We start from the raw sequence: 24,791 nt of genomic DNA, 5'->3' as shown, positions 1-24,791 counted from the left end.
AAAAAACGAACAGTAATGTTTAGAAATTATCTAAAAATATCCTTAAGAAACTTACAGAAAAACAAAACGCTTTCTCTGTTAAACCTGATTGGTCTAAGTATAGGAATATCAAGTGTATTAACACTATTGTTTTCTGTATATGCATACTATAACGCTGATAGTCCAATACCCAATAAAGAGCATATATTCTATGCAAAAACGATTTTAACAGATGGTAATCATTATAACGAAGTACCCTACCCATTACTAGATCGTGTGTTGAATAGTTCTCCAGACGTTATTGCAGGAACACATTTACATAGTTGGAATACTATGTGGTTAGCTTCCGACGGAAAAGATTTTCAAAATAACACGAGTTATGCTGATCCTGAGTTTTTTGAAGTATTCGATCTTCCTTTGAAATATGGAAACAAAACAACTGCTTTAAAAGAAAAATATTCTATCGTACTGACGGATAAAGTAAGTAAACAGATTTTCGGAGATATGAATCCTGTTGGTAAAACTATCGTTGGAGCGGATACACTCAACTTAAAAGTTACTGGAGTTTTTGAACCTATTAGTCCATATTCGTCTTTTAGATTTGGAGTTTTACTTCCTAATACAATTCTTGAAACAAATACTTCTTTTATCGCTCAGAATAACTGGGATAATACTTTTTCTCCTACTTATTTTAAAATGAGACCTAATAGTGATCTAACCAAACTTAAAACTAGTATATCAGAATTGATTATCGGAAACCGTACAGAGGGAAGCCCGATTGCCGAAATGAAGATAATACCATTCACAGATTTGCGAACGGATGCTATTCCTGTTGTTGACATTATCATTAACAGTTCCATTGCCGCAGCATTGTTTATTTTACTTATCATATTGGTTAACCTTCTGAATCTAAACACTTCTACTATGCTGAGTCGTACCAAAACAATTGCTGTGAGAAAAGTATTAGGTAGTGATAAGAAAGGGCTCATTTTACAATACTGTATAGAGAATGGTATCCTGGTTTTCGTTTCTATACTTATATCCATGTTGCTGTTCTTTACCGTAAACCTTCCTAGATTCAATGATACATTCGGTCCAGAATTTGGAAGAATTTCCTTTAATCTAATCGACGATTATCCAGTTATTTTAGGAATTATTTTTATTGGAATTGTTGCAACCTTAGTTGTGTCTATATTACCTAGTCTCCGTTTTGTAAAAATCCCTGTAACCTTAGGTATTAAAGGAAAAATCCAGCAAGTAAAAAGTAGCTTTTTGTTACGCAACTCTTTTATAATTCTTCAATTTACTATTGCTATCCTATGCATAAGCGTTGCTATTATACTCAACAAACAGATAGGCTTTATGAAAAATGCAGATTTAGGTTTTGAACGTACTAATGTTTTGGTAGGTAATATAGATCTAGATTATAAAAACTTTGATGTTGCTCAATCAAAATTTAATGCGCTTTTAAATGAATTAGAGTCTAATCCTTATGTAAAGAGTGTTTCTACGAGTCAGGCAGTGCCATCAGAATATTATTTCAACTATACCACGTATTATGATAAAGAAAATAATAGGGACGTAAGAATCCGAAGGTCATACGCAGACGAATCCTATTTTAAAACATTAGGTATCCCAATAACCAAAGGGCGTAATTTTGATAAAAATCTGGATCAGGCTGATGAATATCCAGTCATCATAAATGAAGCAGCGTTAAAAGCTTTTGGATGGAAAACAATCGATGGAAAAACACTTGGGTCTAAAGGAGAAAATACAATAAAACAACCTATAGTAGGTGTCGTAAAAGATTTTCACTATCAAGATTTACAAAATGCTATTGAACCTTTGGTTCACATTTACAGAGATCGAAAAACATTAGACAAGCATAGGTTTTTAACAGTACGTGTACAAGAAGGTCATGAAGCTAGTATTGAGAAAATGATTACTACCGCATTTGAGAATATTCCTTCGAGAAAAACTTATATACAATCGAGATTAACAGATAAAGTTAGTGGTCAATATTTATTAATTGAAGGAATTCTAAAATCTGTAAGTATTACAGCAATACTCGCAATTTTTATTTCATGTTTAGGCCTTTTCGGACTCATTTCTTTTTCTGCGAAAAGAAGAGTAAAGGAAATTGGAGTTCGCAAAGTTTTAGGTGCTGGTGTTACCAAGATAGTACTCTTATTATCTAAAGATTACATCTTCCTGGTAGGAATTGCCGCACTTATTGCATTTCCAATTGCATGGTACGCAATGAACTCTTGGCTAAATGGTTTCGCCTATAGTATCTCAATTAAATGGTGGATGTTTGGATTGGCTGCTGTTATCGCCGTATGCATTACCTCATTTACATTAGGAATAAGAGCTATTAAATCCGCTATGGCAAATCCAATAAATTCATTAAGAACGGAATAAATCATCAATCAACAAACGAACAGTAAACCAACAATCATGATCAGGAATTATTTTAAAATAGCATGGAGAAACCTTTGGAGGAGAAGAGGTTTTACATTTATTAATATCACGGGCTTATCGATAGGAATGACAGCCAGCTTTCTAATGCTTTTATATGTTAGTTTCGAATTAAGTTATGACAACTTTCATAGTAAAACAGATAATATCTACAGGGTTGTTGCTGATATTAAAACTCCTTCTGATAATATAGAAGCGAATATAACTGCTTGGGCTGTTCCTCCTAATTTAGAGAAGGATTTTCCTGAAATTACATCTGCAGTACGGATAAATGATTTAAATATGATCGTTCGCAAAGATGATCTAAAATTTAAAGAAACCAATGCTATTGCAGCAGATTCCAGTTTTTTCTCTGTTTTTGATTTCGAATTGGTACAAGGAAATCCAAAAGAAGTACTCAAAAAGCAATTTAGTATTGTATTATCTGAAACTACAGCAAAAAAATACTTTGGAAACCAAAATCCTGTTGGGAAATCATTAAAAATAACTGAAGAAGGGTTCAACTCTGTAGTAACTGGAGTAATGAAGGATTTTCCCGAAAACTCTCACATCCAAGCGGATATGATACTATCGCTAACCACATTTACACAAAATTTAGACAAAGAATTAGATACCAGATGGGGTAGTTATGATGCGGCAGCCTATGTGTTGGTAAATCCAAATACCAATATAGATCAACTAACTTCTAAATTTCCAGCATTCTTAGAGAAGCATAGCGGAGAATTTATGAAACAAAGTAAAATGTTCGTCACATTACACTTAGAACCTCTTAAAACATTATATCTACAATCTACCAGAGGTGGAACCGGTGGTGGGAGTATGACCAACGTATATATATTTTCTATCATAGCTATTTTTATTCTTCTTATTGCGTCTATCAATTTCATTAACCTTACTACCGCTCGTTCTGTAGAAAGAGCAAAAGAAGTAGGTATCCGAAAAGTAATGGGTGCCGAAAAACAACAGTTATCACTCCAATTTATTGGAGAATCAATTATAACTTGTTTAATAGCTTTTTGCATTACAACGGTCTTAACCATGCTAATCCTACCGTTTTTTAATGATATAGCAGGAAAGGTAATTAGCCAAGGCTTGTTTTCTAATTATTCTAATATTTTTAAACTATTTGGAATTTCACTCGCCATAGGAATTTTTGCAGGAATCTACCCTTCCATAGTATTATCCTCTTTTAAACCTATACAAGTACTTAAAGGTAATTTCTCTACTGGTGGCAAAGGTGTTTTGCTTCGCAAAAGTCTTGTAATTATACAATTTACTATTTCGATTATACTTATTACTGGTACGATTATTATCTATAATCAAATGGAATATATGCGTAATCAGGAATTAGGGTTTAACAAGGATCAATTATTAATTCTTGAAGCAGAATCGTCTACATCTCAATTAGCACTAAAGAATGCTATCAGTAATATTTCTGGAGTAAAATTCACAAGTCTAGGTTCTAGTGTACCTGGAGGAGGAAATTCATCTGCCTATTCTGAAATAGAAAATAAATCAGGGGATTTACAAATAGCAAATTTAGACCTCTACTTTGTTGATCATGATTATATCCCACAATTTGATCTTGAAATTTTAGCTGGAAGAGCATTTTCTAAAGATTTCGCTTCAGATTCTACAAAAGCGATGATCATTAATGAAGAAACTGTAAAATTACTAGGATATAGTGATCCACAGAATGCTATTGGTGCCAAATTTAAACAATGGGGTCGTGAAGGTCAGGTAATTGGCGTTATTAAAAATTTCCACTTCAACTCTCTTCATGATCAGATTGGACCTCTAACCATGAGAATGGAGACGAATAGAAATGATTTGATCACAGTAAAGCTAGCTTCTAATAATATGAAACAAACTATTGGTGAAATAGAGAAACTATGGGAGTCATTTTTACCAGAACAGCCTTTTGATTATTACTTTTTGGATGATGCATTCAACGAACAATATGAAAGTGAAGAGCGATTTGGAAATCTGTTTCTGTACTTCGCTAGTTTAGCAATACTAATATCCTGTCTAGGTTTACTGGGACTTGCTGCTTACAGTACATTACAAAGAAAACGAGAAATTGGTATTAGAAAAGTAATCGGAGCTTCGGTATCTGAAATTGTAAATCTTTTATCCAAAGATTTCCTAAAACTTGTAATGATTGCTTTTGCTATTGCTTCTCCTATTGCTTGGTATGTGATGCATAATTGGTTACAAAACTTCGCATTTAGGATTGATATACAATGGTGGATGTTCCTATTATCTGGTGGCTCAGCGATCCTTATAGCCATATTCACCGTTAGCTTTCATGCGGTAAAAGCTTCTCTGTCAAATCCAGTAAACGCACTTAGAACCGAATAAATCATCAATCAAAAAACGAACAATCATGATCAGGAATTATTTTAAAATAGCATGGAGAAGCCTTCAAAAAAACAAACTACAAACTACAATTAATCTGCTAGGGCTTACAGTAGGTACAGTCTGTTGTTTGAGTATATTATTATATGTATTTGCGCAGTTAGGTTATGATGATCATCATAAGGACGCTGAGGCTTTATATAGAGTACGAACAATTATCGATGATCCCAGTTCTGTTCAATTCAATGCTGCATCAAGCGGACCTCCAATCGGTTTTGCCATGAAAGAAGATTTTCCTGAGGTTATAGAAGCTACTCGATTGGTATATATGGGTGAGGGTACAGAAGAACTTATTAGAGCAAGTGATCAGAATGAAGGTTTTTATGAACCAAGAGGTTACCTTGCCGATGCTACCGTTTTTAATATTTTCACGTTTAAGTTTTTAGAAGGAAATCCCGAGACTGCATTAGTGGAACCTAATACCGTCGTACTATCTGCTTCATTAGCTCAAAAACTATTTGGTAATGTGCCTGCCATTAATAAAACTGTATTATCAGGAAGTGGAGAGCAACAATTATCACTAAAAGTAACCGGTGTTTTTGATGATAGTAATCCAGAAAAGTCTCATATCAATCCTAATTATCTGGTTACGATGAATACTCCAGGTCTTGGAGAATTTGTAAGAACAGTACAAAACTTTGCAACACAAAACTTTATTTATACCTATGTAAAGCTAAACTCGTCAGATAATGAGGCCTTAGTACAAAGTAAACTTCCGGGCTTTTTAAATGCTCGTGGAGCGAAAGATTTTGCTAAATTAAATTTCACAAAACAACTGTTCCTTCAAAAAGTTAGTGATATACACTTACATTCCAAAGGCATATCCAGACAAATCGGACCTATATCAGATATTAGTTATCTATATCTTTTAATCACTCTAGCCTTATTTATTCAATTAGTAGCTTGTGTGAATTTTATCAATCTAAGTACTGCGAGAGCCAACAAAAGAGCTAAAGAAATTGGTGTTCGTAAAACCATTGGAGCTGACAAAAAATCACTTATCGGTCAGTTTTTGGGAGAATCTATATTACTTTCTCTTTTTGCTACCTTAGTAAGTATTCCTCTAACGACAATTCTTCTTCCTGTCATAAATATGCTTACCCAAGGTAATGTAGCTTATCTCGATATATTAGATTGGAGAGTATTAACAACGCTACTGGCAGTTGGCATTCTTACAGGATTTGTTGCCGGAATTTATCCTGCACTTATACTTTCCTCTGTAAAACCAACTCGTGTATTAAAAGGATCGGTATCAACAAACCCTAAAGGCACTTTATTACGCAAAGGATTAGTCGTTTTTCAATTCGTAGTATCGATTGGATTAATCGCTACGGTATACATTATTACGCAGCAAGTTCGATTTGCTCAAAATAGAGATATGGGATATGAAACTGATAATCTAATCGCTGTTCGTTTGGGTACCCAAGAGGCCTTTGCACAATATGAAACGCTTAAAACCAATATGAGTACCGTATCAGGCGTAAAATCTGTCTCTGGATGTAATATTTTCCCTTCTCAATTATTAAGAAGTGACGTTGGTGCCTATTTACCAAGTGGAGATCCTACAAAACCCAAATTGGTAAAAACAAATGGTATCAATGCTGATTATTTACAAACCACTAAGACTAAACTCCTTACTGGTCGTCCCGTAAAAAAACAAGACACCACTCAAGTATTAGTCAATAAAGCCACAATAGATGCCTTTAACATAAGTCTAGAGAATGCAGTCGGACAAAAAATTCTTTTCTCTACTGGTGGTGATGTTACTACTGTAGAAGTAATCGGAGTAACTGAAGACTTTCATTATGCTTCGCTAAAAGAAGAAATCGAACCTTTATTAATGTATGTAGATGATACACCAGAATGGTTATTAGTAAAAACAGAAACATCTAATTTCGAGACCATTCTTAATCAATTAAAAACCGCTTGGAATGAGGTAAATAAAACAACTCCTTTTGTTTACACTTTTGTCGATAAAGAAGCTGAAAAACTAATTGCCGAAGAAAAACGCCTAGCGAATATTTCAGTTGCCTTTACTACACTCGCTATATTGATCAGCTGCCTGGGATTATTTGGATTAATCTCTTTTATGGCAGAACAAAAGAAAAAAGAAATTGGAATACGAAAGGTACTTGGTGCTAGTGTAAGTACGGTAGTAAAAATGTTGACCAAAGACTTTTTCATCTTAATTACGATAGCACTAATCATAGCTACTCCTCTAGCCTACTATCTGATGGAGAACTGGTTGCAAGATTTTACTTATAGAATATCAATAAGTTGGTGGGTGTTCTTATTGGCTGGTATCGTAACTATGGCTATCACCCTTTTAACAGTTAGTATCGAAGCTATGAAAGCAGCTACCGCAAATCCAGTAAATTCATTACGAACAGAATAAATAAACGCATAATTATGATTAAGAATTATATCAAAATAGCCTTTCGTAATTTATGGAAGAATAGAATTTTCACATCCTTTAATATTGTAGGATTGACATTAGCATTTGGGGCAGCTTTGTTATTAACTATCTATGCTGTTTTTGAATTATCATTTGACCATTTTCACGAAAATGGGGATCAAATCTATATGGTATACTCAGAAGACAGCACACCTAATGGCATAGAAGCCAATACTTCCAAATCAGAACCTTTTGCAGAAACTTTACAGAAAGAAATAAGCGGAGTTGAGAAAATAACACGTCGTGCTGGTGGAAATTTATTATTAAGTTATGAGGATAAAGAATTGAGAATGAATGGTGCTTTTGTAGATCCGGACTTTTTCGACATCTTTAGTTTTCCCATCATTAAAGGGGATACACAAAATCCCATAACATCAGAATCTTCTATTGCCATTACAGAATATGCTGCAAATCGAATATTTGGTGATAAAAATCCGATTGGACAAACGGTAACAATTCTTAGGGATGGTAAACAAGTACCTTTTACCATTAGTTCGCTTATCGAAGATTTTCCTGATACTAGTTCTATTGGTTTTGATATCGTATTAAACTTTAAAAGTCAAGGAGAACATGCATATGGCAGAACTGTGGGTCGTTGGGATGTTGAAAACCATGAAGTGTACATGAAATTAGCGCAAGGAATCACACCTGAGCAATTTGAAAACAGCACAAAAGATTTTACAAAACTACATTATAAAGATGCTATAGAAAGTGCAAAAAGAGATGGTATCCAACCGATTGTTAATGGGGAGTACAAACAAATAAAATTACTATCATTTTTAGATAAAAAGTTTGCCAATTTTGATCAAGGTCCTGCCAAAGTAAATCGAAAAATGCCGTATATCGTTTTAGGTATAGCACTACTCATACTGTTTATAGCATGCGTAAACTTTGTGAATATGAGTGTTGCCAAAAGTGATCAAAGACTCCGAGAAATTGGTATGCGAAAAACTCTTGGAGCCAATAAAAAGCAATTATTTTTCCAATTTTGGGGAGAAAGCGTTCTTGTTTTTATAATTTCTGTGATTCTAGGTATTTTAACTACCATTCTTCTACTTCCCCATTTTAAAGTACTTTTTAAAACCAAAGCAACTTTTGGTACCTTATTAGATCCTGTATCTATAGTCTTCTTACTATTAGCAATAGTTGGCATCACACTCATAGCAGGCGGATATCCTGCGATACTAATGAGTCGTTTGAATACCATACAAAGTTTAAAAGGTAAATTAAATAACAACGGAAAAAACTATTTACGAAACGGTTTAATCGTAGCGCAATTTGGAATTGCTACGATATTGATATGTGGAACTCTTGTGGTTTGGGAACAAGTACAATTCTTACGAACCAAAGATTTAGGATACAATAAAGAACAAGTGATTGCCTTCCCATTAAATGGAAAGCGAAATGATCAACAAGCTTTACAACTTTTGCGAAATGAATTAAAAGATCAGACAAACATTTTAAGCGTATCTGCATCCAACAATATCTTAGGTTTAGGTAAAGATGGATCCCGATCAACAAGTGTTCTTGGGTTTGATCATAAAGGTGTCGGCGTTGAAACTCATATGCTTGTAGTTGATTCAGATTATATCAAAACTTTGGATTTAGAATTGCTAGAAGGTAGAGCCTTCAGGAAAAATCTGGCAAGTGACAGTCTATCAGTCATTATCAATGAGTCTATGGCTAGACAACTAAATGAAGATCAAATACTAAACGCTCAGTTAAACATAGATGATAAATTCTATTCTATAGTTGGAGTTATTAAAGATTTTAATTTTCAGGATTTAGATAGAAATATTGCACCAATGTCTCTTTTTGCACTACCTGATTGGAATCTGAGAAACGTATATGTAAAAGTTGCTCCTCAGAATCTAGAAGCATCTTATGATATTGTAAAAAATGCTTGGGCTACTATAGAACCTAACGCAGAGTTTCAAGCTTCCTTCTTGAACGAAAATGTTGACAGAACTCTGAAAAGAGAACGCGATATGATCTCTATGATTAGTAGTGGTTCTTTATTGGCAATTATTTTAAGCTGTATTGGTCTTTTTGCGATGACCTTGCTTATAGTTGCAAAAAGAAAAAAGGAAATAGGCATTCGAAAAATTGTTGGAGCAAATATTACAGCAATCACTATGCTTCTAACCAAAGACTTTTTAAAGTTAGTTTCTATTGCCTTTTTGATTGCTGCACCTATTGCCTGGTGGATGATGAGCAAGTGGTTACAAAACTATATCTATCGTATCGATTTGAATATAGTATTATTTCTTGGAGCTGGAGGTATTGTTTTATTAATTGCTTTACTTACAATATCCTTCCAAACGGTTAAAACTGCAACTGCAAATCCGGTGAATTCATTACGAACAGAATAATATCAATTTTTCTGCTCCAAAGCAGATCTAAAAGCAGACAATTATGATTAGGAATTATTTCAAAATAGCTTGGAGAAATATACAGAAACGAAAAGTGTTTTCCTTTATAAACATCTTAGGATTAGCGCTTGGGTTTGGATGTTCGATTTTAATATTTCTATTTGTAAACTACCATTTACAATTCGATAATTTTCATAACAATTCTGATAGGATTTATAGAGTTGTCACCGAAGAACATCAAGATGCTATAGAATATGAAGCAAGTGTTCCTCCAGGTTTTGCAAGTGTATTCAAATCTGATTTTAATTATTCTGAAAAAGTAGCGAACATATTTATTAGACAAGAATGGCAAATCGATGGAATGGATTCTAACACCAATCGTTTATTAGAAGATGTAGTTTTTGCGGAGCCCGATTTTTTTGAGATATTCAATTTTCCCCTACAAGAATCTCTAGGTACTCATAATTTTTCAGCACCTAATGTTGCATACATCACCGAGAGTTTTGCTAAGAAAATGTATGGAGATAGTACATCTTCTTTGGGAAAAACATTTACACTTCAGAATACAGGAACTATACAAGTTATAGGAATACTTAATGATATCCCCACTAATTCTTCTGTACAAGGAGATGTATTTATATCCTATGAGAGTCTTAAAAATTATAGTCAATTTGCATATAGCAAGAGTTGGGGAGGTATCACAAACAGTTTACAGTGTTATACCCTTTTAAGACCTAATCAAGACATCTCTCATATAGAAAAAACACTTATTCCTTTGGTTTCTAAATACAGACCAAAAAGTAAAAACGTACACAGATACAAGTTACAACCACTTAGTGATGTTCATTTAGAACAAAAATATGGTGGTATTAATGTGAGTTTACTATGGATATTTTCTTTAATTGGTATATTTCTCATAGCAGTTGGTTGTATTAATTTTATTAATATTTCCACAGCACAAGCATTTTCCAGATCTAAGGAAATTGGAGTTAGAAAAGTACTTGGTGTAAGTAAAACCAAACTATTCTGGCAATTTATATTAGAAACTTTTTTAATAAGTCTCTTCGCATTACTACTAGGAATTGGGATTTCTATTGGAGGATTACCCAAGTTCAATGAATTATTTGAATTGCAGTTAAGTATCCAATCTTTACTTTCCTTTAAGGTAATAAGTTTTCTTATCACACTTTTATTACTAGTATCACTTTTGGCAGGTAGCTATCCTGGGATTTTAATGGCAAGAATTCTACCTACTCTAGCATTAAAAGGGAAACTTACCCAGAATGATACTGGTGGTAAATTGACACGAAAAGTATTAGTAACTACTCAATTTGCAATTTCAATTATGCTTATTGTAGCAACTATCGTAATCGGTAAACAAATCAATTTTGCAATTACTTCCGATCTAGGCTTTGATAAAGAAGCTATCGTAATGTTAGAAATTCCAGAAGAAATTGAACTATTAAAATTACAAGGACTAAAAAACAGATTAAATAATATTTCAGGAGTATCAAATACTACAGCTTGTTTATCAAGTCCTGGAGCAGCAGAAAATGAATGGGGAACTAGTTTCCGATATCATAATAGACCCCAGTATGAAGAGTTCTCCATAGGTGCTAAACTTGCCGACGAGAATTATCTGAATACATTTAATTTAAAACTAATTGCCGGGCGTAATTTTTTCACTTCGGATTCTATAACTGAAGTTGTAGTAAATCAAAGAGTAGCAGATAAACTGGGACTCTCCTCCTATGAAGAACTGATAGGAAAACAAATAGAAGCCAATCGTGGAAGAGTAAAAGCTACCATCGTTGGTGTTATTGCTAATTTCCACGATCAAAACTTCTTAAGTGGCATTGGTCCTGTTTTTATAGCACCAGAAAAAACTGGTTATAGCGAACTCGCTGTTAAAATAGATGGTGCCAATATAAGTACTACATTAAAAACCATCGAAAGTCGCTGGAAGGAAGTGTTTCCAAAATTTGTATATCAATATAAGTTTTTAGACGAGCGCATAGCTCAGCAATATATTGAAGAACAACGTTTCTTATCAATGACCAAAATATTTTCTGGTCTTGCAATTTTTATCAGTTGTTTAGGGCTTTACGGGCTTATTTCTTTCTTTATCGCACTAAAAACAAGAGAAATTGGTATCAGGAAAGTATTAGGTGGAAAAGTTAAGGATATCCTAGCTATTATAATGCAGGATTTCTTCAAATTAATCTTATTAGCAGGTGCTATAGCATCGCCAATAGCCTGGTATTTTATGAATAACTGGTTACAAAATTATACGTATCGAACAGAAATAAACTGGTGGATTTTCGTAGTTGCTGTGGGGTTACTATTAATTATCACTTTACTTACCATTAGTTACAAGGCTATTAAAGCAGCCACTGCCAATCCGATCAAAAGCCTTAAAACAGAATAAATCAATCAATGTGTCCGCCTATCGTGGATCTAATAACACAAATCAAAAACGAACAATTATGATCACTAATTATATAAAAGTTGCTTTCCGAAGTTTATTAAAAAATAAAGGATATAGCTTTTTAAACATTTTTGGATTAGCTATTGGTATTACTTGTGCAAGTCTTATTTTTCTTTGGGTAGAAGATGAAGTAAGTTTCAATAAGGATTTTGCGAGACAAGATCATATCTATTACACACCTACCAATCAGAATTATGAAGAAGAATGGAGAACCTTCTACTCTACGCCAGGTCCTCTTGCTCAGGCAATGAAAGATGAAATTCCTGGTGTTATTAGAGCTACCAGGTCTAGTTCTGAAGAACGACTTTTTACGGTTGGTGATCGTGCTATCAATAGGACTGGAAGATATGCAGATACCGATTTTCTAGATATTTTTAGTTTAGAATTTATTGAAGGATCTATAAAAGGAGCCTTTGAGAATCCAGAAGCCATAGTCGTTACCCAGGAAACAGCTGAATTGCTCTTTGGTAAAAACGAAAAAGTACTCGGAAAAACAATAAAACTTAACAATAAGGATAATTACCTTATCACTGGAGTTGTAGAAAATTTACCAGAAAATGTTTCCTTTCCATTTGATTGGGTAGCTCCATTTGAGCGCTACAGAAATGGTGCTGAATGGATGACAGAATACGGTAGTAATTTCTCTGATACGTTTGTAGAGTTATCGCCAGAAGCTAACGTAGCCGAAGTGAATGAAAAAGTTAAAGCTCTGATCCCTGCAAAAGATCCTGAAAGTGACACTTACGCCTTTTTACATCCTATGAAAGATTGGTATTTGCGTTCCAAGTTTGAAGGAGGTAAAAAAGTTGGTGGAAAAATCACTTATGTACGCCTATTTTCTCTAATAGCACTGATCATATTATTGATTGCTTGTATTAATTTTATGAACTTATCAACCGCTCGCAGCGAAAAGAGAGCAAATGAAGTAGGTGTTCGAAAAGCTATCGGTTCTAGTCGATCTCGTTTGATTATTCAATTTGTATCAGAATCCATGATGATGGCTTGTTTTGCAGCTATCATAAGTGTGATATTATTGGTAGTATTATTACCGCAGTTTAATCTCCTGATTGATAAAAATCTTGTTCTTGGTTTATCCAAACCTTCTCATATTGGTATATTATTAGTTATTACTATAGTCTGCGGATTGTTTGCTGGTTTATATCCTGCTTTTTACCTATCCTCTTTTAGACCAGTAGAAGTTCTAAAAGGCATAAAAGTTAAAAGCGGATCCGCATCTTTTATAAGAAAAGGATTAGTGGTAGGACAATTTACTATTTCCATTGTTTTTATCATCTGTACGATTATCGTATATCAACAAATTCAACATGCTAAAAATAGAGAGCTTGGATATGATAAAGAACGATTGATTTCTATGCGTGTTAATGATGAAATTATTGATAAGTTTTCTGTAATTCAGCAAGATCTAATTAAAAGCGGATATGCTCATAATGCTGCATTGTGTAATTCTCATATCCTATCTGGAGGTAATAATGGTTCTGGATTTACCTGGCAAGGAGGTGTTAATACCCAAGATGTTTTGCTATCCTTTAGAAATATAACAGCTAGTTTTTTTGAAACTACAGGCATGGAAATTGTTGAAGGTCGTGGTTTTGGGACAAATGTAGATGCCGATAGTACCAATGTGATGATTTCTCAATCACTAGCTAAACTAATGAAGACTGATAATCCAGTAGGTAAAAAGATTAATAGAGGTGATGAATCTTACGAAATCATAGGAGTTGTTAAGGATTATCTCTATGATGATATGTTCGATACCAGTGATCCTGTTTTATTTATAAACAACCCAAATTTTGCAAGATATATGTATATCAAAACAAAACAGGGCACGCCAATTGATCAGGCAATATCCGGAATAGGAGAAGTACTGAAAAAGCACAATCCTGCTTTCCCATTCGAATATACTTTTGTGGATGAAGCTTTTGATGCTAAATTTAAAAGTGAGCAACTTATCGGTGAACTATCTAGAATCTTTGCTTTGTTGGCAATTTTTATATCCTGTTTAGGACTTTTTGGATTAGCAGCATATACCGCAGAACAGCGAAGCAAAGAAATCGGAGTACGAAAAGTATTAGGTGCCAGTGTAACCGGTATTGTAAAATTACTATCCAAAGATTTTCTAAAATTAGTCTGCATTGCCATTGTATTAGCAGTACCCTTAGCTTGGTTCTTTATGAACAACTGGTTACAAGACTATGCTTATCGTATAGAAATTAATTGGATAGTGTTTGTCATCGCAGGAATTGTCGCAATTCTCATTGCATTAGCAACTGTAAGTTTTCAGGCTGTTAAAGCGGCAATAGCCAACCCTATTAACAGTCTAAAAACCGAGTAATAAAAACTAACATTATGATCCGGAATTATTTTAAAATAGCATGGAGAAACATCTTAAAAAACAAGGTGTTTTCTTTTATTAATGTTATTGGACTTACTATTGGTCTAAGTGCTTCTTTTGTAATAGGTCTTATGATTTATTATGATTATACTTTTGATGATTTTCATAAGGATGGAGATCGAATTTATCGAGTGGTAACAAATTTTAAAAACCCTGAAGGTGAATTTTATAATTCTGGAGTTACCATAGCTTTAGAAGATGCTATTCGCGAAAATTCAAACTTTGAAATGGTGAATGGTTTTTACAGCGAAAGACCCGCAAAAGTAGAAAACAAAGAAAATGATCTTACGCTGAAGTGGCCCAATTTTGTAATTTTTACAGAGCAAAATTACTTTGATATGTTTCAATATGAATTCTTAGCAGGAAATACAGATGAAATATTATCACAACCTAACCAAGTTATTCTAACAAAGACAAGGGCTTTGGAGTATTTTCCAAAACTAAAACCCACTGAGATTATTGGTAAAACTTTGATTTATAATGACTCAATTCCTATTACTGTTTCTGGAGTAGTTGAAAATTTCACAAGACGCACTGATTTAGTATTTCAGGAATTTATATCACGTCCTACCCTTTTACAAACCCGACTTAGAGAAAACATTTTAGAAAAAAACTGGAATAGTACTAACTCTGCTTCACAGTTATATGTAAAGGTTAATAAGAATGCAAATCTTGATCAGATTCAAAAAGATTTTGATGCATTAGCCGAGGCACATATAGATGAAGAAGTAGCACAATATGGACAAACAAGACAATATGTTTTACAACCACTTAGAGAGATTCACTTTGATGATCGTTATGGTATCTATGATTGGACACGTACTCAGGCAAGTAAATCTTTGCTACGAAACCTCGCGTTAGTAGCCTTGTTTCTTTTACTATTGGGGTGTATTAATTTCATTAATCTTAATACAGCGCAAGCCACACAGCGAGCTAAAGAAATTGGAATACGAAAAACACTGGGTAGTTCTCGCAAACAAATTATTAAACAATTTATGGGAGAAACCTTTATACTAGTGATGTTATCTGCAATTATTTCTATAGCATGTACTAGTTGGTTAATCAAGTTATTCTCAGACTTTGTCCCCGAAGATTTGGAATTCGAGCTTATTGGAACTCCAATAATCATATTTGGTATTGCGATCGTATTGATGGTCGTTACTTTCTTAGCTGGTTTTTATCCTGCCTTGGTACTATCAAAATTCAATACGGTTTCTGTTTTAAAAAATCATCTGGGTATTGGCGAAAAGAAAGTAGGACTCAGAAAGTTTCTAACCGTTTTTCAATTTACCATAGCTCAGGTTTTTATAATTGGAACCTTGCTAGTTAGCAAACAAATTAATTATGTATTAAGCAAAGACATGGGCTTTAAAACCGAGGCCGTAGTCTCCGTTTATAGTCCGCGTAGCGAAAGAGAGCTTTCTAAGAAAGAAATATATGCACAAAAACTAAAGGCAATACCGCAAATAAAAACCATTAGCCTTGGAGGAGTACCTCCAGCATCACGAAATACGAACATTTCTAACACTACAGTGCATAATGGAAAAACTGAAGTAAAATCAGAATTACACTTCATTTTTGGAGATACTGATTATCTAGATCTATTCGAGCTACGGTTATTGGCTGGTCGTGTTTACAAGAATGATACGATACGAGAAATTGTTATCAATGAAACTGCTCGAAAAATATATGGCTTTGAAACTCCGGAAGAGGCACTGGGAGCTATTGTGGATTTTGGAGATGAAAAAATTCCTATCGTAGGAGTGATGGGAGATTTTCATCAACGCTCTTTAAAATCTGACATAAGTCCAATGGGATTGATTGGAGATTGGTATAGACCAAATTTTAGTAGATTTCAGGCAGTACATATTGCTTTTCAAAACAATACCGAAGAAGGGTTAACACCTGTTCTATCTAAAATTGAATCCGCTTATAAATCTGTTTATACAGAGATTGATGATTATCGTATCGAATTTATGGATGAAACCATTGCTAAGTTTTACAATAGAGAAAAGAATATTTCTAAGTTGCTAAATTGGGCCACAGGCTTATCTATTTTAATAAGTTGTTTAGGATTGTTAGGACTCGTTATTTATACCACCAACAGACGTATCAAAGAAATTGGAGTACGTAAAGTCTTAGGAGCATCTCTACTGCAAATTAATACTATCTTATGCAAAGAATTTCTGGTATTGGTAGCTGTTGCTTTTGTTATCGCAGCACCTATAGCATGGTATGGGATACAAAATTGGCTAAATGATTTTGCTTATAGAACTAATATTAGCGTATGGATATTTCTTCTTGGAGGTAGTGCGATGATTCTTTTAGCACTTATGGTGATTAGTGCTAAAACCTTGCAAGCTGCTAATGCAAATCCAATTGATTCTTTACGATCAGAATAACAAGGATTGTAAAGTGTTCGATTTTGAACAAAAAGTGTATCAAAATCGAACACTTTTTATTTTAAAAATAATTTTAAAACACTGATTTTCAGTGTTTTATTTTTTTGGCATCATCTTCACTATATACATACCAAATTCAACAATCAAAATAAAATCAACATCGTGATCAGAAATTATCTTAAAATAGCGTGGAGAAATCTCATTAAGAACAAAGGGATTACTATTATTAATACCGTTGGACTTTCGTTAGGAATATGTTGCTTTATTCTTATTGCATTATTTGTAACGGATGAAATAAGTTATGATCGGTTTCACGAAAAAGCGGATCAAATTTATAGAATCAATTCTGATATCCTCTTTGGAGGTACCGAAATGCATATGGCTGTGAGTTCTGATCCGATGGGAGCTACACTAAAAAAGGATTATCCTGAAGTAGAGGAATATACCCGAATATACGCTTCTGAAGGATCAAAACTAATCCGAAAAGGAACGGAACTTATTGATGAATATGCCATTGCGTATGTGGATTCGACTTTTTTTAATGTATTTACCTTTCCAGCTTTAAAAGGAAACCCGAAAATAGCATTGAAAGCACCTAATACGGTTGTTTTATCTGAAAAAGCAGCAATAAAGTATTTTAATGGTGTAGATACAGCTATTGGAGAAGCATTAGAAGTAAATAATACTTTGTATAAGGTTACTGCTATTATTGAAGACATGCCTAAAAACTCACATTTTCATCTAGATGTTTTACTATCTATGGCTAATGTGGATTATAACTTTGGAGATTACCTAAGCCATAATTTCCACACCTATATTGTGCTAAAAGAAGGTACTGATTATAAAAAGTTTAATAACAATTTTAGAGAAGTAATTGCAAAATATTCCTTACCGCAGATATCTCAGTTTACTAATATTAAAAGTATAGAAGATATAGAAAGTTCTGGTAATAAATTAGAATATTCTTTAATTCCTCTTACTGATATTCACTTGCATTCGACTCAAAATATAGAACTCAGTACTAATGGTTCGATAAAGTATGTATACATTTTTTCTGCAGTAGCGTTGTTTATTCTACTTATTGCGTGTACCAATTTTATGAATCTTACTACAGCTAGATCTTCTGGTAGAGCAAAAGAAGTTGGTATTCGTAAAGTATTAGGTACAGAGAAAAAATCTTTGGTATTACAGTTTTTAAGCGAATCTACACTGATCGTAGTACTAGCGCATAGTATCGCCATTATATTTGTGTTTCTTTCTTTGGAATGGTTTAATAACGTCTCTGGCAAGGAAATTTCAATAAAAGCATTATTACAACCACAATTTTTGATTTTCCTGATTCTATTACCTTTTGTAGTGGGACCTCTAGCAGGTATTTATCCAGCATTTTTCCTTTCTAAATTTCAACCGATAAGTGTATTAAAAGGAACTCTATCTAAAGGAGGCAATAAAAACAGCCTGAGAAATTTCTTAGTTATTTTTCAGTTCACCACCTCTATTATATTGATCATCGGTACCATTGTTGTCTACCAACAATTAAATCATATCCAGACTACAGATGTAGGGTTTAACAAGGATCAAGTACTGATCGTAGATAATTCTGGATTAACGAACGAAACAAGAAAGTCTTTAAAATCAGAAATCGAACAATTTCCAGAAGTAAAATCAGCATCATTTGCAGGATATATTCCAGTATCTCAATCTGCTAGATCGGATACCACCTTTAATACTGGAAGTGTAAACACCGCAGATAATGGTTTTAATATGCAGTATTGGAGAGCAGATTACGAATATATAGAAACGATGGGCATGGAACTTATTGCAGGTAGAAACTTCTCTCGTTCTTTTGGAACAGATTCCACAGCTATTATCATCAATGAAAAAGCGGTTGCTCTAACTGGTTTTGAGGATCCAATCGGCAAGAAGCTTTATAAAACTATTGGTAAAGACGACAAGATTGTATACACGATTATCGGAGTAGTAAAAAACTTTAATTTCGAGTCCTTACGACAAGATGTTGGTCCTTTAAGTCTTAGACTAGGAGATAATAGTTGGAGAACTGCCTATCGATTTAATACAGCAGATGTAGAAGGTTTTATTAGCAAAATTCGTAATAAATATGAAGCTGTTTCTTCCGAACTATCATTTACCTATAGTTTTTTAGATGATTCTTATCTTGATATGTATCAACAGGAAAAAAGAATTGGAACGATTGCTTTAATTTTTACAGTACTTGCTGTGATCATAGCAGCTTTAGGATTGTTTGGATTAGCCACCTATATCGCAGAACAACGTACCAAAGAAATTGGAATTCGTAAGGTTTTAGGAGCTTCTACAGCGATTATCGTAAAGATACTGTCTAAAGATTTTATCAAACTAATTGTATTTGCCTTTTGCATCGCTACACCAATTGCATGGTGGTTCATGAGCAGTTGGTTACGAGATTTTGCTTTCAGAATTCAATTAAATTGGTGGGTTTTTGCCCTTACAGGAATCATCACCCTGCTAGTAGCCATTATTACCCTTAGCTTTCAGACGATCAGAGCAGCCGTCGCAAACCCTATTAAAAGTTTAAAAACAGAATAAAAAATAATATCATCATTTCAATCAAATAAAACGAACATTAAAAACTCATTCATCATGAAACATTTAAAATACTTACTAGCACTTGTAACCTTAACCATCGCACAATTGTTAGCCGGACAAACAAAGAAAAACGTTGCTGATTTTGATAAAGTAATCATTAGCCCACACATTCAGGCAAGATTTGTAGAAAGTAGCGAAACCTCTGTAATTATAGAAGAAAGTACAGAACCAAACGATAAGATTAATATTGAAGTAAACGGAAAAACACTACGTGTATATCTAGATGGTGCCAAAGAAACTACAAAACATAAGGTTGTTGTGAAAAATGGTATCGAGCGAAAAGTACCGATCTATAAAGGAAGAGTATTAACCATTACCGTAAACTATAAAGATCTGGAATCACTTTCTGTTCGTGGTGAACAAGACGCTACTTGCGAAAGTAAATTAGATTCAGAATCTTTTAGACTAAAAGTTTTTGGGGAGTCTAGAATTACCTTAAACGAAGTAGATCTAAAATATTTGGATGCAGATATTTTTGGAGCGAGTACCTTAACGATCAAAAAAGGAAGTATCGAAAATCAAAAAATCACGGCTTTTGGAGAAAGTTTTTCGGATCTTATTGCAGTAGACAACAAGAACACTAAAATCAAAGCTTTTGGAGAAGCAGAATTTAAAATTAATTCTTCTAATCGTATTAAGCTTACTGCTTTTGGAGAAGCAAAACTATATTATAAAGGAGATGCTAGTATCCATAAGGGATTAAATATTGGAGAAGTAGAAATTTCTGAAATTCAATAATATCATGATCGAAAAAATGAATTCAATTTCCGAAAATTATGTCTGTCTGAGACATGAAAATTCTAGGGTTTTTAACACCATTAGGCCCAGACGCATCTCTCAGAAGACTTATAGAAAATTACACTAGTTAATTTTTTTATATCAACGAAACGTACAACATAGATAATCATCATCAAAAAATAATTATGATTTTACGACTTAACAGCGCCTCTAGAGTAATTAGTTCTGGAGGAAAGAAAATAGCATTACTAGACAACATCAACTTAGCAGTAAAAGAAGGAGAGTTTATTTCTCTAATGGGACCATCGGGTTCGGGAAAATCTACTTTACTTAATTGCATTGGGATGTTAGATAGTTTTACTGCTGGGAATTACACCTTTTTAGACGAAGAGGTGCATACGCTAAAAGAAAAGCAACGTTCTAAATTATATAAAGAATATATAGGATTTGTTTTTCAGGCGTATCATCTGATCGATGAGCTTAATGTGTATGAAAATATCGAAACTCCCCTACTCTATAAAAATGTAAAGTCGTCAGAACGTAAAGCTTTAGTAGCTGATATGCTAGACCGATTTAATATCGTAGGTAAAAAAGATCTGTTTCCAGCACAATTAAGTGGTGGTCAGCAGCAGTTGGTAGGTATTGCAAGAGCATTGATTAGCAAACCGAAACTTATTTTGGCAGATGAACCTACTGGAAACCTCAACTCTAAACAAAGTACAGAAATCATGGAATTGTTTTCTGAGTTAAACAAAGATGGTGTAACGATTATACAAGCCACCCACTCTGAGAAAAACTCTTCCTATGGTTCTAGAATTATTAATTTATTAGACGGACGAATCGTCAGCGAATAATCCAACAATCACATGTCACTGAAATCAATTATTTATATCAGTGCTTTTCTTTTATCTTTTACAGGATTTACCCAAAGAAAAGACACAGAGAGGTACTCTCTTGACCAATGTATAACCATGGCTTTAGAAAACAATCTAGATCTAAAGTCTACTACATTGCGCGCCAATACTGCGCTCATTAATCATAGACAAGCAAAAGCAAATATACTTCCAAGCCTAAATGGTAATTATAATATAGGAGTAAATAATGGTAGAAGTATCGACCCTTTTACGAATGATTTTATCAATCAGGAGCTTACGTTTTCTAATGCAAGATTAAACCTGGATGCTACGATTTTTAATGGTTTTCGGATATTGAATACCGTAAAACAACAACGTTATAATCGATTAGCTTCTGAAATGGAAATTGAAGAAGCAAAGCAAACGCTCATTCTCAATGTGACATTGGCATATCTGCAGGTACTCAACCAAACCGATGTATTAACGCTGGCCAAAGACCGATTAGTTGCTACCAATAAACAATTAAAACAACAAGAAGATCTGTATAACGAAGAGTTTGGGAATCCAGCGGATTTCGCAGATATCAAAGGACAAAAAACCATTGATGAAACTAATATTCTGATAGCAGAAAGTAGCTTGAATAATGCAAAACTAAGTCTGGCACAATTACTAAACACAGATGCTGATATTACGGCTGATAAATCATCTATCTTCTTAGATTTTAAAGAGTATACGCTAAGTTCTGATGATGTCTTTAAAGATGCCATGCAAAACCTAGCCACATTTAAAGCACAAGAACTAAGAGTGAAAGCTGCCAAAAAAGGAGTTCAGGTGGCAAGAGCGCTATACATACCAGAGATTTCATTCTTTGGGCAGATAAACACCAATTATTCTAGTGTGGCAGAAACTTTTACCGAAACTGGATCTGAAATTGTAGAAACTGGTGATTTTGTAACCGTTAATAACGAACAGCTTTCTGTATTTACGGATCAAACGCAGTTTAGAGGAGAAAGTATTGACTACTTAGATCAGTTTGATAACAACCTAAATACGGTGGTAGGGATTGCCGTAGATATTCCCCTTTTTAATGGATTTAGAGCAAAAAACAATGTTGCGTTGGAAAAAATAAGAGCCGAAGAATCACTCATCGAATTAGAAAGAACATCACAACAAGTAAAAAATGCAATTGATCAAGTACATTTTGATATGCAAACTGCTTATGATCGCTATCAAAGTTTACAGAACCAGGTAACTGCTTTTGAAGAATCCTATCGTGTAAACGAAATACGATTTAATAATGGTGTATCTAATTTTATTGCTTACATCACTAGTAAAAACAATCTAGACAATGCCAGAACCAACCTTACCAATGCACAATACGAATATTTATTACGGGTAAAAGTATTAGAGTTTTATCGTGGAAATACATTGTAAATAGAATGCTTTTAAAAATTCGATGCCGCTAGTTTGTAACTAGTGGCTTTTCTTTAGTATTTAACAATCCAACTCATCAAAACAATATTCCTCTTTTCTGAGATATATTTTTATGTTATTCTGAAATAAATATTGAAATAGGAAAAGAGTATAGAACATTTACAGGTTCATTGTCTTTTTTTCCTGGTTCTAAAGCGGGTATGGCATACAAAATCCTCGTTATTTCATTAACTATAAATGGATTATCATGTAGTACAAAAACATCAATGATTTTACCTGTTTTCGAAACTTTGAATCTACTCAATATACGATGCAACCCCGGTTTTAGATTTGCATACTCTACAACATTATGATCAAAATTATTATCCACAAAACTTTTAAAATAATTCGAAAAACAGGTTTTTATCTTTTCGTTATCCTTAAAGTCTTGACAACTTTTTGGCCCTGGGTATTGTTGTAATTTCTTGTCTTTTAAAATACCATTACTCTGAAGAGCTCCAATGGATTGATTCATATTATTATAAGTGATATCTGTAATTACAGAATCTAAACGAGCGTTATCCCTTATTTTTCTATTTACAATCGAATGTCCAAGAATCGCATCAAAATGATTATTCTTTTTGATCATTTGTTTATACCAAGCTTTTGCAACACCATACTCCCCATTAAGCTCACAAGCCCAAGCAAGATGATATGTTATTTTATCATCATTCGGATCATCTTCCTGATAGGTATAAAAATCTGCTTTGGCATTTTCAAATTCTCCTCGTGACATATAGATAAGAGCTCGTTGAAAAAGATGTTCTTTCTTATGCTTTCCTTTTCTTATTTTCTTAGATATTGTTTTAAAATATTTTTCGTCAACATTATATCTAACATTGATCAATTTTTTGGCTCTTTGAGCACTTACATACCAATAATAGGGTTGACATTCATTCACAAAATATTCTTGATGTCCAGCAATAAAAGCATTCAGATTTTTAGGGTCAATTTTATAAAGGGAAGCAAAAGTTTCTTCACTTTTTTTAGCAAATTTTTCATTGAGTAGTATTTCCTTAAATTCCGGAGAATAAGAATTTATCTTCTTACCTAGGCATTGTTCTAATACTAAATTCTCTCTGTTAGCTTGTCCACTTTTAAAAAGTTCATCCAAACAGTAGCAAATATCATTTTTTAAAACATCTTGTATATCCTGTGCAGAAAGTATATTGGAAATTAATACCAGTATGCAAACAATGTATTTTCTTATTCTCATGTGATACTATATCGTTTATAGAAAAGATGACTTTTTATCCTTAAGATCCTGATGATAATTTTTTGAGCTTCGCTCGCCAACGTTGTTTTACTTTAGCATAGGAATACTCTTCTAATTCATATAGTTCTTGATCTACTTTTAGTAACCAATCGCTACTAGATTCTGCCAACGTACCATTAAATGTTTCTTGATCATACTTTCTCTGATACGCCTTACATTCTTTCCAATAGGTAGTATATACATTTTGATAAGCATTAAAGTCTTTAATCTTTTTTTCTTTTAGCTCTTCAAAAGCTTTTCTCATTTTTCTGGCAAATAGTTCTCCGATATTAAAATGATTCTGTTCATGAGCCAATAACTGTTTGTCATTTTTTTTGCCAAGCCAAGACTTATTCTTATAAAAATAGGTAGCAAGATTCATTTTTAGAAAATTGGCTATCTGGTTATTTTCGTCTACCAAAACTTCTTTTGGTAAGATCTCTATTTTATAGGTAGTTAATCCATTCCTAGTATCATACGGATCTACTTCTTTTATGATTCTAAAATCTTCTGGCTGTAAAAACACTCCTTTTTCCCATAGAATAATATCATCGCCAACTTTAATATCTTTTTGACCAAGTATTACCATTGGAAATAACAGTAGTATATATTGTATTTTATTCATGTACAGTTCTTTTTATGTAATAAAACCAGTTACATCTTAATACTATAAAATGTAACTGATTTTCTTTCTATTTAACACCTAAGATTACCCTTAAAGCTGTATGGGCACCCGTTACAAACGGGCGCTAGCCCTTAGTTTAGCATTGTTATTCACATAGAGTTATCTTAACGAAGTTAATAATGCTGTAAGTGATTG

At 33.4% G+C, this 24,791-nt stretch carries 13 protein-coding genes; 11 read left to right on the top strand and 2 right to left on the bottom strand.

Features of this window, described 5'->3' with window-relative positions; all coding sequences use genetic code 11:
• Positions 1–15: 15 nt before the first annotated feature.
• The 11 genes from Q1B37_RS23190 (at position 16) to Q1B37_RS23140 (ending at position 22,677) form a co-directional block, all read left to right on the top strand.
• Positions 16–2,400: an ABC transporter permease gene (locus Q1B37_RS23190; protein WP_299903060.1), complete on the top strand. Its 2,385-nt coding sequence runs from the start codon at positions 16–18 to the stop codon at positions 2,398–2,400.
• 36 nt (positions 2,401–2,436) lie between these two features.
• Positions 2,437–4,818 (top strand): ABC transporter permease, encoded by a 2,382-nt coding sequence (locus Q1B37_RS23185; RefSeq protein ID WP_299903058.1) that lies wholly within the window; start codon positions 2,437–2,439, stop codon positions 4,816–4,818.
• A 25-nt stretch (positions 4,819–4,843) separates the two neighbouring features.
• Positions 4,844–7,270 (top strand): FtsX-like permease family protein, encoded by a 2,427-nt coding sequence (locus Q1B37_RS23180; protein ID WP_299903057.1) that lies wholly within the window; start codon positions 4,844–4,846, stop codon positions 7,268–7,270.
• Between the two features lie 14 nt (positions 7,271–7,284).
• Entirely contained in the window at positions 7,285–9,702 is a 2,418-nt protein-coding gene (locus Q1B37_RS23175; RefSeq protein ID WP_299903055.1) for an ABC transporter permease, read from the top strand.
• A 43-nt stretch (positions 9,703–9,745) separates the two neighbouring features.
• On the top strand, positions 9,746–12,130 hold the full coding sequence (locus Q1B37_RS23170) for an ABC transporter permease (protein ID WP_299903053.1): 2,385 nt from the start codon (positions 9,746–9,748) through the stop codon (positions 12,128–12,130).
• Positions 12,131–12,188: 58 nt separating this feature from the next.
• On the top strand, positions 12,189–14,543 hold the full coding sequence (locus Q1B37_RS23165; protein WP_299903051.1) for an ABC transporter permease: 2,355 nt from the start codon (positions 12,189–12,191) through the stop codon (positions 14,541–14,543).
• Between the two features lie 14 nt (positions 14,544–14,557).
• Positions 14,558–17,005 (top strand): ABC transporter permease, encoded by a 2,448-nt coding sequence (locus Q1B37_RS23160; protein ID WP_299903049.1) that lies wholly within the window; start codon positions 14,558–14,560, stop codon positions 17,003–17,005.
• Positions 17,006–17,167: 162 nt separating this feature from the next.
• Positions 17,168–19,591 (top strand): ABC transporter permease, encoded by a 2,424-nt coding sequence (locus Q1B37_RS23155; protein ID WP_299903047.1) that lies wholly within the window; start codon positions 17,168–17,170, stop codon positions 19,589–19,591.
• Positions 19,592–19,645: 54 nt separating this feature from the next.
• Positions 19,646–20,389 (top strand): DUF2807 domain-containing protein, encoded by a 744-nt coding sequence (locus Q1B37_RS23150; RefSeq protein ID WP_299903045.1) that lies wholly within the window; start codon positions 19,646–19,648, stop codon positions 20,387–20,389.
• A 185-nt stretch (positions 20,390–20,574) separates the two neighbouring features.
• Complete coding sequence (locus tag Q1B37_RS23145; protein WP_299903042.1) at positions 20,575–21,243, top strand: ABC transporter ATP-binding protein; 669 nt, start codon at positions 20,575–20,577, stop codon at positions 21,241–21,243.
• A gap of 12 nt (positions 21,244–21,255) precedes the next feature.
• Positions 21,256–22,677, top strand: coding sequence for a TolC family protein (locus Q1B37_RS23140; RefSeq protein WP_299903040.1), 1,422 nt, complete (start codon positions 21,256–21,258; stop codon positions 22,675–22,677).
• 115 nt (positions 22,678–22,792) lie between these two features.
• Here the strand turns inward: Q1B37_RS23140 and Q1B37_RS23135 are convergent, their stop codons facing one another.
• Both Q1B37_RS23135 and Q1B37_RS23130 read right to left on the bottom strand, forming a co-directional pair.
• Positions 22,793–23,932, bottom strand: coding sequence for a hypothetical protein (locus Q1B37_RS23135; RefSeq protein WP_299903038.1), 1,140 nt, complete (start codon positions 23,930–23,932; stop codon positions 22,793–22,795).
• 40 nt (positions 23,933–23,972) lie between these two features.
• The gene (locus Q1B37_RS23130; RefSeq protein ID WP_299903036.1) at positions 23,973–24,596 is read right to left on the bottom strand and encodes a DUF922 domain-containing protein; all 624 of its coding nucleotides are present in this window, start codon (positions 24,594–24,596) and stop codon (positions 23,973–23,975) included.
• Positions 24,597–24,791 lie beyond the last annotated feature (195 nt).

Source organism: uncultured Aquimarina sp. (assembly GCF_947492965.1).
Taxonomy (GTDB): Bacteria; Bacteroidota; Bacteroidia; order Flavobacteriales; family Flavobacteriaceae; genus Aquimarina.
Note: the sequence above shows the minus strand (reverse complement) of the source record. Positions and strands in the feature narration are given on the sequence as shown.

Bases quoted from the DNA above. Each gene is read 5' to 3' on its own strand.
- Q1B37_RS23185 (WP_299903058.1), top strand. From the start codon at position 2,437: ATGATCAGGAATTATTTTAAAATAGCATGGAGAAACCTTTGGAGGAGA.
- Q1B37_RS23150 (WP_299903045.1), top strand. From the start codon at position 19,646: ATGAAACATTTAAAATACTTACTAGCACTTGTAACCTTAACCATCGCA.
- Q1B37_RS23135 (WP_299903038.1), bottom strand. From the start codon at position 23,932: ATGAGAATAAGAAAATACATTGTTTGCATACTGGTATTAATTTCCAAT.
- Q1B37_RS23140 (WP_299903040.1), top strand. From the start codon at position 21,256: ATGTCACTGAAATCAATTATTTATATCAGTGCTTTTCTTTTATCTTTT.
- Q1B37_RS23130 (WP_299903036.1), bottom strand. From the start codon at position 24,596: ATGAATAAAATACAATATATACTACTGTTATTTCCAATGGTAATACTT.
- Q1B37_RS23145 (WP_299903042.1), top strand. From the start codon at position 20,575: ATGATTTTACGACTTAACAGCGCCTCTAGAGTAATTAGTTCTGGAGGA.
- Q1B37_RS23170 (WP_299903053.1), top strand. From the start codon at position 9,746: ATGATTAGGAATTATTTCAAAATAGCTTGGAGAAATATACAGAAACGA.
- Q1B37_RS23165 (WP_299903051.1), top strand. From the start codon at position 12,189: ATGATCACTAATTATATAAAAGTTGCTTTCCGAAGTTTATTAAAAAAT.
- Q1B37_RS23180 (WP_299903057.1), top strand. From the start codon at position 4,844: ATGATCAGGAATTATTTTAAAATAGCATGGAGAAGCCTTCAAAAAAAC.
- Q1B37_RS23190 (WP_299903060.1), top strand. From the start codon at position 16: ATGTTTAGAAATTATCTAAAAATATCCTTAAGAAACTTACAGAAAAAC.
- Q1B37_RS23160 (WP_299903049.1), top strand. From the start codon at position 14,558: ATGATCCGGAATTATTTTAAAATAGCATGGAGAAACATCTTAAAAAAC.
- Q1B37_RS23175 (WP_299903055.1), top strand. From the start codon at position 7,285: ATGATTAAGAATTATATCAAAATAGCCTTTCGTAATTTATGGAAGAAT.